Origin of the sequence: Sphingomonas ginsengisoli An et al. 2013 (assembly GCF_009363895.1) — a bacterium.
Taxonomy (GTDB): Bacteria; Pseudomonadota; Alphaproteobacteria; order Sphingomonadales; family Sphingomonadaceae; genus Sphingomicrobium; species Sphingomicrobium ginsengisoli.
This window is the reverse complement of the sequence record NZ_CP045434.1, coordinates 1,989,356-2,002,524: the sequence shown is the minus strand read 5'-3', so window position 1 is coordinate 2,002,524 and position 13,169 is coordinate 1,989,356. Positions and strand designations below refer to the sequence as shown.

19 protein-coding genes are annotated in these 13,169 nt (G+C 67.4%); 6 read left to right on the top strand and 13 right to left on the bottom strand.

What is annotated here, in order from left to right; genetic code table 11:
- Nucleotides 1-48 precede the first annotated feature (48 nt).
- Genes GCU42_RS09660 through GCU42_RS09650 form a run of 3 tightly spaced genes read right to left on the bottom strand, consistent with a single transcriptional unit; the run spans nucleotide 49 to nucleotide 1,969 of the window.
- Entirely contained in the window at nucleotides 49-750 is a 702-nt protein-coding gene (locus GCU42_RS09660; protein WP_114227316.1) for a glutathione S-transferase, read from the bottom strand.
- Between the two features lie 16 nt (nucleotides 751-766).
- Nucleotides 767-1,666, bottom strand: coding sequence for a pirin family protein (locus GCU42_RS09655; protein ID WP_114227315.1), 900 nt, complete (start codon nucleotides 1,664-1,666; stop codon nucleotides 767-769).
- 12 nt (nucleotides 1,667-1,678) lie between these two features.
- Nucleotides 1,679-1,969, bottom strand: a complete 291-nt coding sequence (locus tag GCU42_RS09650) for a BolA family protein (RefSeq protein ID WP_114227314.1) — start codon at nucleotides 1,967-1,969, stop codon at nucleotides 1,679-1,681.
- Nucleotides 1,970-1,988: 19 nt separating this feature from the next.
- Between GCU42_RS09650 and GCU42_RS09645 the strand changes: the two genes are divergently transcribed.
- The gene (locus GCU42_RS09645; RefSeq protein WP_114227313.1) at nucleotides 1,989-2,591 is read left to right on the top strand and encodes a DnaJ domain-containing protein; all 603 of its coding nucleotides are present in this window, start codon (nucleotides 1,989-1,991) and stop codon (nucleotides 2,589-2,591) included.
- Here GCU42_RS09645 and GCU42_RS09640 read toward each other — a convergent pair.
- The 8 genes from GCU42_RS09640 to GCU42_RS09605 are packed head-to-tail and all read right to left on the bottom strand — an operon-like array spanning nucleotide 2,588 to nucleotide 7,200.
- Entirely contained in the window at nucleotides 2,588-3,259 is a 672-nt protein-coding gene (locus GCU42_RS09640) for a glutathione S-transferase family protein (RefSeq protein WP_240309409.1), read from the bottom strand. The genes GCU42_RS09645 and GCU42_RS09640 overlap by 4 nt on opposite strands.
- Nucleotides 3,256-3,978 (bottom strand): dihydrofolate reductase family protein, encoded by a 723-nt coding sequence (locus tag GCU42_RS09635; RefSeq protein ID WP_114227311.1) that lies wholly within the window; start codon nucleotides 3,976-3,978, stop codon nucleotides 3,256-3,258. Before GCU42_RS09635 ends, GCU42_RS09640 begins: the two co-directional genes overlap by 4 nt.
- Nucleotides 3,971-4,471 (bottom strand): VOC family protein, encoded by a 501-nt coding sequence (locus GCU42_RS09630; protein WP_114227310.1) that lies wholly within the window; start codon nucleotides 4,469-4,471, stop codon nucleotides 3,971-3,973. The genes GCU42_RS09635 and GCU42_RS09630 overlap by 8 nt, the downstream gene beginning before the upstream one ends.
- Nucleotides 4,468-5,274, bottom strand: coding sequence for a VOC family protein (locus GCU42_RS09625; protein WP_114227309.1), 807 nt, complete (start codon nucleotides 5,272-5,274; stop codon nucleotides 4,468-4,470). Before GCU42_RS09625 ends, GCU42_RS09630 begins: the two co-directional genes overlap by 4 nt.
- Nucleotides 5,267-5,629, bottom strand: a complete 363-nt coding sequence (locus GCU42_RS09620) for a DUF1428 domain-containing protein (protein ID WP_114227308.1) — start codon at nucleotides 5,627-5,629, stop codon at nucleotides 5,267-5,269. The genes GCU42_RS09625 and GCU42_RS09620 overlap by 8 nt, the downstream gene beginning before the upstream one ends.
- Entirely contained in the window at nucleotides 5,626-6,300 is a 675-nt protein-coding gene (locus GCU42_RS09615; RefSeq protein WP_114227307.1) for a glutathione S-transferase family protein, read from the bottom strand. Before GCU42_RS09615 ends, GCU42_RS09620 begins: the two co-directional genes overlap by 4 nt.
- A gap of 3 nt (nucleotides 6,301-6,303) precedes the next feature.
- A complete protein-coding gene (locus GCU42_RS09610) occupies nucleotides 6,304-6,747 on the bottom strand; it encodes a VOC family protein (RefSeq protein ID WP_114227306.1) in 444 nt (147 codons plus the stop codon).
- A gap of 27 nt (nucleotides 6,748-6,774) precedes the next feature.
- Nucleotides 6,775-7,200 carry a DoxX family protein gene (locus GCU42_RS09605; RefSeq protein WP_114227305.1) on the bottom strand — a complete coding sequence of 142 codons (426 nt, stop codon included), beginning with the start codon at nucleotides 7,198-7,200 and terminating at the stop codon, nucleotides 6,775-6,777.
- Nucleotides 7,201-7,301: 101 nt separating this feature from the next.
- Between GCU42_RS09605 and GCU42_RS09600 the strand changes: the two genes are divergently transcribed.
- Both GCU42_RS09600 and cobS read left to right on the top strand, forming a co-directional pair.
- Nucleotides 7,302-7,970 (top strand): winged helix-turn-helix transcriptional regulator, encoded by a 669-nt coding sequence (locus GCU42_RS09600; protein WP_240309408.1) that lies wholly within the window; start codon nucleotides 7,302-7,304, stop codon nucleotides 7,968-7,970.
- Between the two features lie 10 nt (nucleotides 7,971-7,980).
- On the top strand, nucleotides 7,981-8,985 hold the full coding sequence (gene cobS, locus GCU42_RS09595; protein WP_114227303.1) for a cobaltochelatase subunit CobS: 1,005 nt from the start codon (nucleotides 7,981-7,983) through the stop codon (nucleotides 8,983-8,985).
- On the opposite strand, the gene GCU42_RS09590 is transcribed toward cobS, so the two are convergent.
- Entirely contained in the window at nucleotides 8,982-9,353 is a 372-nt protein-coding gene (locus GCU42_RS09590) for a hypothetical protein (RefSeq protein ID WP_114227302.1), read from the bottom strand. The genes cobS and GCU42_RS09590 overlap by 4 nt on opposite strands.
- Before the next feature lie 78 nt (nucleotides 9,354-9,431).
- On the opposite strand from GCU42_RS09590, the gene cobT reads away from it, so the two are divergent.
- Together cobT and GCU42_RS09580 are read left to right on the top strand one after the other, a co-directional pair.
- Nucleotides 9,432-11,249 (top strand): cobaltochelatase subunit CobT, encoded by a 1,818-nt coding sequence (gene cobT / locus GCU42_RS09585; RefSeq protein WP_114227301.1) that lies wholly within the window; start codon nucleotides 9,432-9,434, stop codon nucleotides 11,247-11,249.
- 230 nt (nucleotides 11,250-11,479) lie between these two features.
- Nucleotides 11,480-12,376, top strand: a complete 897-nt coding sequence (locus GCU42_RS09580) for an esterase-like activity of phytase family protein (RefSeq protein ID WP_168713115.1) — start codon at nucleotides 11,480-11,482, stop codon at nucleotides 12,374-12,376.
- Here the strand turns inward: GCU42_RS09580 and rpmB are convergent.
- Entirely contained in the window at nucleotides 12,373-12,675 is a 303-nt protein-coding gene (rpmB, locus tag GCU42_RS09575) for a 50S ribosomal protein L28 (RefSeq protein ID WP_114227299.1), read from the bottom strand. The two genes, GCU42_RS09580 and rpmB, sit on opposite strands and share 4 nt — an antisense overlap.
- Before the next feature lie 157 nt (nucleotides 12,676-12,832).
- On the opposite strand from rpmB, the gene GCU42_RS09570 reads away from it, so the two are divergent.
- On the top strand, nucleotides 12,833-13,135 hold the full coding sequence (locus GCU42_RS09570; protein ID WP_114227298.1) for a hypothetical protein: 303 nt from the start codon (nucleotides 12,833-12,835) through the stop codon (nucleotides 13,133-13,135).
- Nucleotides 13,136-13,169: the final 34 nt, after the last annotated feature.

Sequence of the window (13,169 nt, the reverse complement as noted above, 5' to 3'; positions counted from 1 at the left end):
GGCAGGGGCGGGGCCATCTCGTTTGGCAGGACCAGAACGACCGACCGATCAGTCGCCGTCGAGCTCGGGATAGTGGCGGAAGATGCCGTTCTCGTTGAAGCCGATGCGGCGGTCGCTGGCGAAATAGTCCTGCAGCTCGGGCAGCGCGGCGACCCGGTCGCGGAGGGCGGCGACGCAGGGGGCATCAGGTTCGACCGCCGCCATCCGCCGCGGAAAGGCGTAGCGCAGGCCTTCGACCAGCTGGAACAGCGACAGGTCGACGTAGGTCCATTTGGTGTCGATGAACCAGTCGCGACCGCCGAGCGACTGCTCGAAATATTTGAGGAATTTGGGGATGCGCTTGTCGCGGAAGCCCTGCGCCGCCCGCGCTGCCTCGGCCTTCTGTTCCTCGTAGGTCGCCATCAGCGCGACCGGGTGATGAACGTTGTGCGCTTCGGCCACGGCGTCGGCGATGGTCAGCTGGAGCTGGATCAGCCACAGGTCGGTCGCAAGGTTGCCGCTGGCGAGCCCGTGCTTCTCGCCGAGCCAGGCGCAGATATGCGGCGCCTGCGCGATCACGAAGTCGCCGTCGACCAGGTAGGGCGGGGCGAACGGACCGCGCTCGGTCCGCGCCGCCAGATCCTTCATGAGCGCGTCCTCGCCCTCCTCGCGGGCGCGATCGCGATAGGCGATCTTGCCCGCCTCGAGCGCCAGCCGGACGAATTCGCCGCGACCGGGAATGGTCGGCCAGTACCAGAGGTCGTAGGCCATGGTTGGATGCCTTTCGTCAGGGATAGCTGACGGTCAACGGCATCTCGGGCAACGGGATCCATTCGTCATGATCGTCGGGCGGTAAAGCGAACTCGCCGGCGCGCCAGGCGCGCTTGGCTTCGTTCAGCCGCTCGCGGCTCGAGCTGACGAAGTTCCACCAGACATGGCGCGGACCGTCCATCGGCTCGCCGCCGCACAGCATCAGCCGCGCCCCGCTGGTCGAACGGAGCACCGGGCGGTGGCCGGGGGCGAGGAGGACGAGGTGCTGCTGGGTCAGCGCCAGCCCGTCGACGCTGGCGTCGCCGTCGAGCAGATAAAGCGCGCGCTCGTCGACTTCCTTGTCGATCTGGAGCGAGGCACCGGGGGCGAGGTGGATGGCGGCGTAGAGCGTCGCGCTATGCTGGGTGACCGGCGAGCGGACTCCGAACGCCTCGCCCATGATGAGGTTGAGCCGGACCCCGTCGCCCTCGACCCACGGCAGCGCGTCGGCGGCGACATGCTCGAAGGCTGGATCGACCTCCTCCTTGGCCTGCGGCAGCGCGAGCCAGGTCTGGATGCCGTCGAGCAGCGGGCCCACGCTCCGCTGGTCGGCGGGCGAGCGCTCCGAATGGGTGATGCCCTTGCCCGCGGTCATCAGATTGACCGCCCCGGGCTCAATCCGCTGGACGGTGCCGAGGCTGTCGTGATGCTGGATCGCGCCCTCGAACAAATAAGTGACGGTGGCGAGGTTGATGTGCGGGTGGGGGCGCACGTCGATGCCCTCGCCGACCCCCAGCCGGGCGGGACCCATCTGGTCGAAGAAGATGAACGGTCCGACCATCGTCCGCTGCTTATGCGGCAGGGTGCGGTGGACCTTGAAGCCACCGAGGTCGTGGCTGACCGGGGCGAGATCGAGCAGGATCGGAGGACCTTCCATGAGGCCCTCCTATCAGACCCCTTCGCCAGGGGCGACGGCGCGAATCGTCAGCGCATGGACCCGCGCGTCCATCAACTCGCCGAGCGCGCGATAGACCAGCCGCTGGCGCGCGATGCGGCTCTGCCCGGCGAAGGCGGCGCTCTCGATCAGCAGGCTGAAATGCGACTCGCCCGCCGGATTGTGTCCGGCGTGGCCGTGGTGCTTGGCGCTGTCGTCGACGAGCTCGAGCCGCGTCGGGCTGAGCGCCTGGGTGAGACGATGCGTGATGTCCTGTGCGACCGGGCCCGTGAAGTCAGCGTTCATCGCGACTATATAGGGCGGCTTGGCAATAGAGGCAGCATTGGCGTCACGAAGTCCAAAATTCCATGGCCGGGTCGAAGGTGCGGCGGATCGCTGCGCCGTTCCCGGCTGCGACGAACCCGGCGAATTCAAGGCGCCGCTGACCGAGCCCGATTTCGACGGGCCGGGCCAGTGGCGCTGGCTGTGCCTCGCTCACGTCCGCGAGCATAACAGCCGCTACAACTTCTTCTCGGGCATGAGCACCGAGGAGATCGAGGCGGCGCAATCGCCGGTCGCCGGCTGGGACCGCCACGCTCGCGCTTTCGCCCATGTCGGCGGGGGCGATCCGGCGCCACCGTGGAGCGACTTCAAGGATCCGCTCGACGCGATCGCGGGTCGGTTTCGCGGGCGCGGGTTCGCCGGTCCGGGCGCCGCGCCGGCGCGCTTCGGCCGGGACGAGCAGGCCGCGCTGTCGGTGCTCGGCCTGGGCGACGATACGACGCTCAACGCGGTGCGGCAGCGCTATTCCGAATTGGTCCGGCGCTACCACCCCGACCGCAACGGCGGCGACCGGCGGCACGAGGGCAAGCTCAGGAACGTTATCGACGCCTGGCAGACACTGCGGAAGGCGCCGGCGTTCGCTTAATCCCGGTCGGGCGCGCCGAGCGGGAAATAATGGCGGAATTGCCGCGCCTGCTCGACCGCGCGGCTGACCGCAGGGTGAGCAAGCAATCGCTGGCGATAGCGTGCGAGCCTAGGGCGATGATCACCGATTGGCTCGATCCAATCAGCGTAGAAGAGCGCGGGCGCGGCGGCGCAGTCGGCCATGGTGAATGCTTCTCCCGCGGCCCAGCCGTCCTCGGCGAGGTTGCGGTCGAGCCAGTCGTAGGCGGCGCGCAGCTTGGTCAGCGCTTGCTCGACGCCGTACGGGTCCTTTGCTTCGGCCGGGCGCAGGGCATTGGCGACCGGCACATTGGCACGGTCCATCACTCTGAGATCGAACACCCGGTCGAGGAAGCGCACGCGCAGCCCCGCGTCGCCATCGGGGATCCAGCGGTTGGGTCCGGGGTGATGGCGCTGCAGATGCTCGATGATGATCGAGCTTTCGGCGATCACCTCGCCATCGTCGACGAGCAAAGGGAACTGCCCGAACGGCGCGCAAGCCGCGAACTCGGCGCCATGCTGCTCGACCGAGCGGAACTCGAAGTCAGTGTCGTCGGCATAGAGCGGGATCAGCGCCTTCCAGGTGTAGCTGCTGAACTCGTGGCCATAGAGGATGAGGCCGTCTGTCCCGAGCGGCGTCGAGGGGCTCACCAGCGGCCCTCCTTCATCGCTTGCTGGCGGACTTCCTCGCGGGGGCTGACGATCTGCGGCCCCGCCCATTCCTGCCGGATTTCGCCGCCCGGCTCGTAGGTGGCGATGACCGCTCCGGCGTCCGTCGTCTTCTGATCGACCAGGCGCATCGCCGTGGCGGCCGGACCGTCGCCGAGCAGGCGCTTGCCCTGACCGAGGATGGCGGGGAAGATCATCAGCGTCAGCCGGTCGAGCAGGCCAGCGGCGATCAGCTGCGGGTAAAGGCTGCTGCTGCCCTGGATGAGCAGGTCCGGCCCGTCGCCGCGCTTGACCTCGGCCAGCTCCTCCATGCTGCGAACCGCCACGCTGTTGGACCAGCCGAGCTCGGGCTCGCCATGCGTGACGACATATTTCGTCGCCCGGGTGAAGTCCTCGCCCATCTGGATCGCGGCCTTTTCGCCGTCGTCCTTGCCCTGCAATTCAAACACTTCGCCGATGCCCTTTGGCTCCTGCCCGACATAGGGCCAGTAGGCCGAGAAGATGTCGTAGGTCCGGCGACCGAGCAGGAGATCGTAGGGCTTGGTGAAGAAGGCATCGATCGCCTCGCCAACACCCTCGTCGAAGAATTGCGGGAGCCAGCCGCCGTGCGCGAACCCGCCGGTCGGGTCCTCGGTCGGGCCGCCGGGCGCCTGCATGACGCCGTCAAGGCTGACGAAGGCGCAGCCGCGGATCTTACGCATCGATGGTCTCCCCACGCCGCGCCGCCTCGATCTTGGCGTGATCGATTTTCTGCATGGTCATCATCGCGTCGAACACGCGCTTGGCGACCTTGGGATCGGGGTCGCTATTCCCTTCGAGCAGGACGCGCGGGGTGATCTGCCACGAATAGCCCCAGCGGTCGGTGCACCAGCCGCAATCCTGCGCCGACCCGCCGTTGCCGGTGATCGCGTTCCAGTAGCGGTCGGTTTCGTCCTGGTTCTCGGTGATGACCATAAAGCTGGTGGCCATGGTCGGCTTGAACATCGGCCCGCCGTTCAAGCCAAAAAACGCCCGCCCGAGGACGGTGAAATTGACCGTCAGCTCGGTGCCCTCGGCACCGCCGGGAAAGTCGCCGGGCGCGGCCATCGCCTGACCGACCTGGCTGTTGGGGAACGTCGCGGCATAGAATTCCGCCGCCTTGCGGGCCTCGCCATGGTCGAACCACAGGCAGGTGGTGAGCTTGTCGTCGGTCATTGCGCTGCTCCTTGATGGCGAGGGCCGACCACGGCGAAGACCGCGCCCTGCGGATCGACCCCGTTGAGCGAAAATTCGCCGCCCGGAATCTCGATCGGGCCGTGGACGATGGTGCCGCCACCGGCGGTCACCGCCGCGGCCGCGCGGTCGATGTCGTCGACGCCAAGATAATAGGTCCAGCCGCCTTCGGGGCGGTTCGGCATGACACCCATGACCGCGCCGATGCCGACGCCGCCATGCTGGATGAAGCGATAGGCGCCAAGGTCGCCCATCGGCATTTCGCCTTCCTGGCCCCAACCAAAGTGACGCTTGTAGAAGTCGACCGCGCGATCGGGGTCGCTGCTCGACAGCTCATTCCAGCGGACGTGCTTCGGCTGGTCGACCGAGAAGACGTCGCTGGTCGCATCGGGCGCGCCCTGCGGCGGTTCGGGCTTCATCAGATACATCGGTGCGCCGGTCGGATCGGCGATCATCGCCATCCGGCCGATGCCGGGCACCGACCAGGGCGGCATCAGCGTGGCGGCGCCGTCGGCGGTGGCGGCGGCGACCGCCTGGTCGACATCGTCGACGTTGAGATAGCCGAGCCACATCGGCTTGGCGCCATGTTCCTGCATCGCGGCGTCGAGCCGGAGCACGCCGCCGGCGTTGCCGCCGTCGCCGCGGCGGATCATGCGATAGTCCATCTCGCCCGCGGGCTTAGCCTCGATGTCCCACCCGACCACGGAGTCGTAGAACGCCTTGGACGCATCGGGATCGGGGCTCATCAATTCGTACCAGATGAAACTGCCGGTCGGATTAGCCATTGCGCTTCTCCAGTTCGACGATCGGTTCAAACCCGCCGAAGATCATCCTCTTGCCGTCGAACGGCACGGGGATGGCCATCAGCTCCTCATTCTCCATCATCTTGCCGAAGGCGCGGTCGCGGGTCGCCTTGTCGGGCCACTCGATCCACGAGAAGCAGGCGGTTTCGCCCTCCTGCCGGTCGACGGCGCGATAGAAGTCGGTCTGTTTGCCTTCGGGCACGTCCTCGGGCCAGCATTCGACGATGCGCAACGCGCCTTCGTTCATCAGCAATTGGTCGGCCGCGCGGGCGTGGTCGATGAAGGCCTGCTTGTCGGCCAGCTTCACCGGAATGACGAAGCCATCGATATAGGTCATGCCGCTTCTCCCTTGGGCTTGTCGGCGTACAGCGCGAGCTGGTCGGCAAGCGCCTGGGCAAAGGCCGGACGGGCGATGCCGCGAGCGCGATAGGCGTCGAGCGTCGGATAATCGGCAACCAGCCCTCCCTCATCGCCGAGTATACGGAGCACCGCGATCATCAGCAGGTCGCCGATGGTGAAGCGGTCGCCTTCGAGCCACTGGCGGTCGCCGAGCCATTCCGCGACCCGCGCGAATCTTTTGCCGAGCTCGGCACGCGCCGACGGCTTGCGCAGCTTGGCCCACTCCTCATTCGGGTAGAAGGCGTCGAGGGTCGCATAGCTCATCATGAACGGCTCGACGCTGTTCAAGGCGGCGTATGTCCACTGTATCGCGCGAGCACGGGCAACGGGATCGCTCGGCAGCAGCCGCTCGTCCTTCTCGCCGATATGCTGGACGATCGCCCCGCTCTCGAACAGCTGGAGGTCGCCCTCGCGATAGGCGGGAACCTGGCAGAAGGGCTGCTCGCGCTCGTAGCCCGGCGGAATCGGCCCGACCGTGCGGACGCAATAATCGGCGCCGATCTCCTCCAGCGCCCAGCGGACGCGAAGGTCGCGGACCTGGCCGCGCGCGAAGGGCGGGACCCAGCCGAAGGTGGTGAGCTCGATTGGAGCCTGAGCAACCAGCGCCATGGCTCAGGCGTCCGCCGTTTCGACCGGATGCGCGCCCTGCGCCGCGAAGGCCGGGTCCATCCACATCGCCGACCACTGATGGCCGTCGAGATCTTCGAAGTCGCGGCCGTACATCGGCCCCTCGCCGGTCTGGTCCTCCTGGCTGACGTCGGCCTTGCCGCCGGCAGCCTTGGCCGCCTCGGTCATCTTGTCGACGTCGGCCTTCGACTTGGCCGACAGGCACAACAGCACCTGGCTGGTGCCATGCGGCGGCGCGATCGGGCGCTGGGTGAAGGTCGAATAAAAGTCGTGGGTCAGCAGCATCACCGCGATCGAGTCGCTGAGCTGCATCATCGCCGCCTGCTCGTTCGAGAACTTCGGTTCGTTGGTGAAACCGATCGCCGAATAGAAGGCCTTGGCCTTGGCGAGGTCGGTCACCGGCAGGTTCACGAAAATCATCTGGGACATGGGTAAGCTCCTCCTAGTGGTTGCTGCTCAGCGACGCAGCGGAATGAGTTGCCGAAGGCGCGGCTCGCGCAGCCACAGTCCGGCCCAGACCACGACTCCGATATACACGCCGAACAGGGTAAAACCGAGCAGCGGGCTACCGACCCGCAAATGGCTGGCGACCGCCCCGCCAAGATAGCCGGTCAGCAACACCGCCCCGAGCACCGCGGTTGGGGGCAGTGCGTAGAGCAGGGTGCAGATAGCCAGGATGGCGCCGAGCAACCGGTAGAAAGCGGGATCGGCGGGAAGGCCCAGCGGCGGGCTGTTGGCGATCATCAGATCGGGCGCGAGCAATTTGCCCGCGGCGTCGGCGGCCAGGAAGACGATCGCCAATCCGCTCAGCGCCCATGCCAGGCGTGCCTGGCGCTTGGCTGAGGGCGGAATTGCCGGGGCGTCATACGGGGCTGTTGCCATCGCTCGTTCTCCTCAAACCTAACCTTGATTGCGACTCGATAGAAGCTTATTTACCCAACCAATCAGGAAACACAACCACCAGGTTAGAAAAGATAACCAAAGTGCGACGAGGCGAGCAGAAACGCAGTTACGACGATGCCTGTGGCACCGCCCACGCGCTCGAATTGATTGGGGAGCGGTGGGCGCTGATCGTCCTGCGCGAGCTATTGTTCGGGCCACGGCGGTTCTCCGATCTGCGCGCCGACATCCCGGGGCTCAGCGCCAATGTCCTGACCCAGCGACTGACCGAGCTCGAGCAACGCGGGCTCGTCCGCCGCACCCGCTTGCCCCCGCCGGCGGCGCGCGAAGTCTATGAGGCGACGCCGTGGGGACTCGAGGCCGAAGCCGTGGTCCAGGCGCTCGGACGCTGGGCGGCGCGCTCGCCGCGGCACGACCCGACCCTGCCGTTGTCGGCCGTCTCGATCCTGCTCAGCTTTCGCACCATGATCGACGAGGACAAGGCACGGGGCGCGGATTTGCGGATCGGCTTCCGCTTCGGTGACGAGAGCTTCAGCGCGCGGGTCAAGAAAGGCCGGATCCGGGTCACGCGCGGGCCGGTCGAGGGATCGGACGCGGTGATTACCGCCAAGCCGACCGAGCTCGCGGGTGTAGTCTATGGCGGCGCGCCGTTCGAATTGCTGGGCGTCGAGGGCGACGAGGCCGCGGCGCGGCGGTTCGTCACGCTATTTACGCTGCCGCCGAAGGTTGAGACGCCCCCCGCAGCGAGCTAAGGGCCTCGATATGGCCGACCTTTCGAACGAGACCCAGATCCCCACCGGCGACACGCTGATGGACGCGCCCGACCGGATGGTGAAGGTGCGCGAGGCTTTCGGGATCGACAGCGACATGGAAGTGCCGGCCTTCAGCGAGGCCGACGAACGCGTCCCCGACCTCGACCCCGCTTATGTGTTCGATCCCGACACCACGCTGGCGATCTGCGCCGGCTTCGCCCGCAACCGCCGGGTGATGGTCCAGGGCTATCACGGTACCGGCAAGTCGACCCATATCGAGCAGGTCGCCGCGCGCCTCAAATGGCCGTGCATCCGCATCAACCTCGACGCGCACATCAGCCGCATCGACCTCATCGGCCGCGACGCCATCGTGCTCAAGGACGGCCAGCAGGTGACCGAATTCCGCGAGGGCCTACTGCCATGGGCGCTGCAGCACCCCGTCGCGCTGGTGTTCGACGAATATGACGCCGGCCGCCCCGACGTCATGTTCGTGATCCAGCGCGTCCTCGAGGTCGAGGGCAAGCTGACCCTGCTCGACCAGAATCGGGTGATTCGCCCCAACCCCTTCTTCCGCCTGTTCGCGACCACCAACACCATCGGGCTGGGCGATACGACCGGGCTCTATCACGGCACCCAGGCGATCAATCAGGGGCAGATGGATCGCTGGAACATCGTCACGACGCTCAATTACCTGCCGGCGCAGGTCGAGGCGCAGATCGTGCTCGCCAAGTCGGGCGAATATGACAAGGCCGACGGCCGCCAGACGGTAGAGAAGATGATCAAGGTCGCCGACCTCAGTCGCCAGGCCTTCATCAACGGCGACATCTCAACCGTGATGAGCCCGCGCACGGTGATCAGCTGGGCGCAGAATGCGCTCATCTTCGGCGACGTCGGATTCAGCTTCCGGGTCAGCTTCCTCAACAAGTGCGACGAGGCCGAGCGGCCGCTCATCGCCGAGATGTATCAGCGCGTGTTCGGCAAGGACCTGCCGGAGAGCATCGCGGGCAAGGCCTAGGTGGCGGGCGGTTCGCGCCTCGACGCGCGGCGCTGCTGCCAGGCCCACAGCGCCTCGATGAAGATCGCCATGCCGGTCCAGACCGCGAGCGTGACCTGCAACCGGCCGCTGCCGTGTCCGCCGTCGCGCCAAAGGAGTCGCGGCAACGACCAGATCAGCACCAGGTTGAGGGCCGCATACATCCAGCGCTGCGGGCTGGCCGACACATACAAGATGCCGATCACGATCGCGGCGGTGAACAGCAGCAACTGCGCGAAGTCGAGCGGCGTCGGGGCAGGAATGTCCGCCAGTACGAAGCCGAGCACGGCCCCGAAAAAGGTATTCAGCCCGGCGAGATTGGCGCGATACTCACTGCGCGTCACCTGCATCCCAAACATTCCCGGCATCACATTCCCCCGACTGGCGCGGCATTATGCTGCGGACGGGGCAGGGCGAAAGCAAGTCTGATGGCCGAAGTCACCCCGCTCGACCGGTTCCGCCAGGTGCTGGCTGGCGCGGCGCGAGCGATCGCGCAGGATGCGGAGGTCGAGGTCGCCTTCGCCAGCGAGAGCGGTGCGACCGGCGGGCGGGTGGCGCGGGTGGTGTCGCCGGGGCCGGGGCTCAATCCGCGACTGGTTGCGGAGGCGCGCGGCGGGGCGGACGCGGTCGCGCTGCGGCTGCGGCATCACAACGGAAGGCTGCACGACGGGCAGGCGCCGCTCGAGCCCGAAGCGCGGGCGGTGTTCGATGCGCTGGAGAGCGCGCGGATCGAGGCGCTCGGCGCGCGGGCGATGCCGGGTGTCCGCGACAATCTCGCCGCGCTGACCGAAAGCCGCGTCCGCACCGATCCGATCACTCGCGCTCGCTCGGCCGACGAGGTGCCGCTCAGCACCGCGCTTAACCTCCTGGCGCGTGAGCGGCTGACCGGGGAAGCGCCGCCGCAGGCAGCCAAGGCCGGACTGGCGCTGGTCCGCGACTGGATCGAGGAGCGCGCCGGGGGCGACCTCGATGCGCTCGCGCTGGCGCTCGACGACCAGCTCGCCTTCGCCTCGCTGGCACGCAAGCTGCTCGAGGATCTCGAACTCGCCAGCGCCGACGACCGCGCCGATGAGCAACCCGACGAGGGCGGGGAGGACGAACAGGGCGAAGACCGCGGCGAGGACGACAGCGAGGATCAGGACAGCGACCAGAGCCCGGTGCCGGGCGAGATGGAACAGCGCGCCGAGGAGGATCAGCAGGAGGCTGACGACGAGGACGTCTCGGCCGAGGATAGCGAGGATTCGGACGCGGTGCCGGGCGAGGAGGGCGACGAAAGCAGCGCCCCGCGCCCGAACCGGCGGCCGTCGGAACCCGAGCTTGCCGGTGATTATCGCGCCTTCACCACCCGCTTCGACGAAATCGTCGAGGCTCCCGATCTGTGCGACGAGGAAGAGCTCAATCGCTTGCGCGCCTATCTCGACCAGCAGATGGGGTCGCTGTCGAGCGTGGTGACCCGGCTCGCCAACCGGCTGCAGCGAAGGCTGATGGCCCAGCAGGCGCGCAGCTGGGATTTCGATCAGGAAGAGGGGTTGCTCGACGCCGGCCGGCTGGCGCGCGTGGTGGTCTCGCCGGGCCATTCGCTCAGCTACAAGATCGAGCGCGAGACCGACTTCAAGGACACGGTCGTCAGCGTGCTGATCGACAATAGCGGGTCGATGCGCGGGCGCCCGATCTCGATCGCCGCGATTTGCGCCGACATCCTCGCCCGCACGCTCGAACGGTGTGGGGTGCAGACCGAGGTGCTCGGCTTCACCACCCGCGCGTGGAAAGGCGGGCAGAGCCGCGAAAGCTGGCTGAGCGAAGGGCGCCCGCCAAGCCCGGGCCGGCTCAACGACCTCCGCCACATCGTCTACAAGCGCGGCGACGAGCCGTATCGTCACTCGCGCCGCAACCTCGGGCTGATGATGCGCGAGGGCCTCCTGAAAGAGAATATCGACGGCGAGGCGCTGTTGTGGGCACACCAGCGGCTGATCGCCCGGCCTGAGGAGCGGCGCATCCTGATGGTGATCAGCGACGGCGCGCCGGTCGACGATTCGACCGCCAGCGCCAATGGCGGCGCCTATCTCGAAAAGCATCTGCGGCAGGTGATCGGCTATATCGAGAACAAGTCACCGGTTGAGCTGGCGGCGATCGGGATCGGCCATGACGTGACGCGCTATTACCGGCGCGCGGTGACGATCATGGACGCCGAGCAGCTGGGCGGGGCGATGGTCGAGCAGCTTGCGGCGCTGTTCGACCAGAGCTGAGCCGGGATGCAGGAAAACAAAGGTCCGGCACAGTTACGCAACTGGTGCCGGACCCGCCCTCAAACGCGACGCGAGGGAACTCGTTGTCCGCCGTGGCCGACGGACGGAACGGGATGACAGGGGAGAAAATCCCGTCCGCTGAATGGCTTACTAGTGATTCGCAGTTGAACGCTGCTGAACAGGTGGCACAGCCGAGGTTCAGGAACCGCCGACTGTTCCTGGCTGCGGTCTTGGCGCTGCTGGCAGTATCCGACACCGGCGTCGATCGGCCCAACCGCCGTCCTTTGCCCGATCGCCTCGTCGCGGTCCGCTTCACGCCATTGCCGCTGGCGGCAAGCAGCGCCGGGTCGCTGCGGCTGGTCGGGGCCTGGACGGTGGCCGCGGGCGATCCGCGCTTCTTCGGGCTGTCGGCGCTGGCCGTGCGCGGCAACCGGCTGCTGGCGCTGACCGATTCGGGGGTGACGATCGACCTCCCCAAACCTGGCGATGGGACGGTCACGCGCTTGCACGATCTTCCGGATGGGCCGGGCTTCGCCACCTACAAGAAATATCGCGACAGCGAGGGGCTGCTGCAGGAGGCCGGCGGCGGTTGGCTGGTGACGTTCGAATATCGTCATTCGCTATGGCGATTCGATCAGGGCTTCACACAGGGCGCGCAGGTCGCCGACCTGTCAGTGATGCGCTGGCCGAAGAACGATGGGGTGGAGGCGCTGGTCGGCGCCCCAGGCGGCGGGCTGCTGCTGTTCCCCGAATCGACCCGCGGCGTGCTGTTGCTGCGCGATGGACGCGCGACCTTGCTGCCGCTGGTAGGGCGGACCGGCGGGATCGCGGACGCGGTGACGTTGCCGGACGGGCGAATCATGGTGGCGGTGCGGGACTTGGGGCTGGGAATCGGCAATCGGCTGGCGTGGCTTGAGCGCGAGGGGCTGGGTTACCGGCTGGTGACCTTCGCCACACTGCCGCTCGGCTGGCTCGACAATGTCGAAGGGCTCGCGGCGGAGCGCTTGCCGGGCGGCGGCACGCGTGTGTGGGCCGTCACCGACAATGACGACTGGCGGCGGACCGTGCTGCTGGAGATGGAATTGCCGCCGGAGCGCGCCACGCGCGCCCGGCAGCCGACGTGCTAGGCCGCGGCCGTATCGGTCGACGAAGCCTTCTTGGCCAACTCGCGCTTGAGCTTGCGGGCGGTCGGCCCCAGCTTCTCGGCGCCCGTCTTCTGCAGCCAGTTGTCGAGGCCGCCGACATGCTCGACCGAACGCAGGCCGTGCGTCGAGACGCGCAGCTTGACGCTCTTGCCCAGCGCATCGCTGATCAGCGTGACGTTCTGCAGGTTCGGCAGAAAGGTCCGCTTGGTCTTGTTGTTGGCGTGGGAAACATTGTTACCCACCTGCCGGCCCTTGCCGGTCAGCTCGCAAACGCGCGACATAATGTGTTCCTGCAAAAAAAGATTGGCGCCCAACCAGTGAGCGCCGGATCAGCGGGGGCCAGTACAGAAGGGCGCCCCGCGCGTCAACCGCGCAACCGCTTGGGCCAGCGAACGTTATGCCCGCGACACGATCTCTTGCGAAAAGGCATCTGGACTCATGCGCGGCATCATTCTCGCTCTCATCCTGGTCGTCGTGCTGGCGATCGCGGCGTTCGCCACGGGCCTGCTCAACCTGACCCCGACCCAGCAGGGCCGTGTGCCGAGCGTCGCCGCGCAAGACGGCAAGCTGACCGTCCAGGGTGGCGAACTGCCCAAGGCCAAGGTCGAGGCGGGCCGGATCGCGGTCGGCCAGGGCGAAGCGACGGTCAAGGTCCCGCGGCTCGAGGTGCGCCCGGCCGGCAGCGCGCCGGGGACCGCTACCCAGACGACCACGGTGACCACCAACTCGACGCAGCAGTGACGATTGGGTCCGCTTGCCGCTAGACGGCGGCATG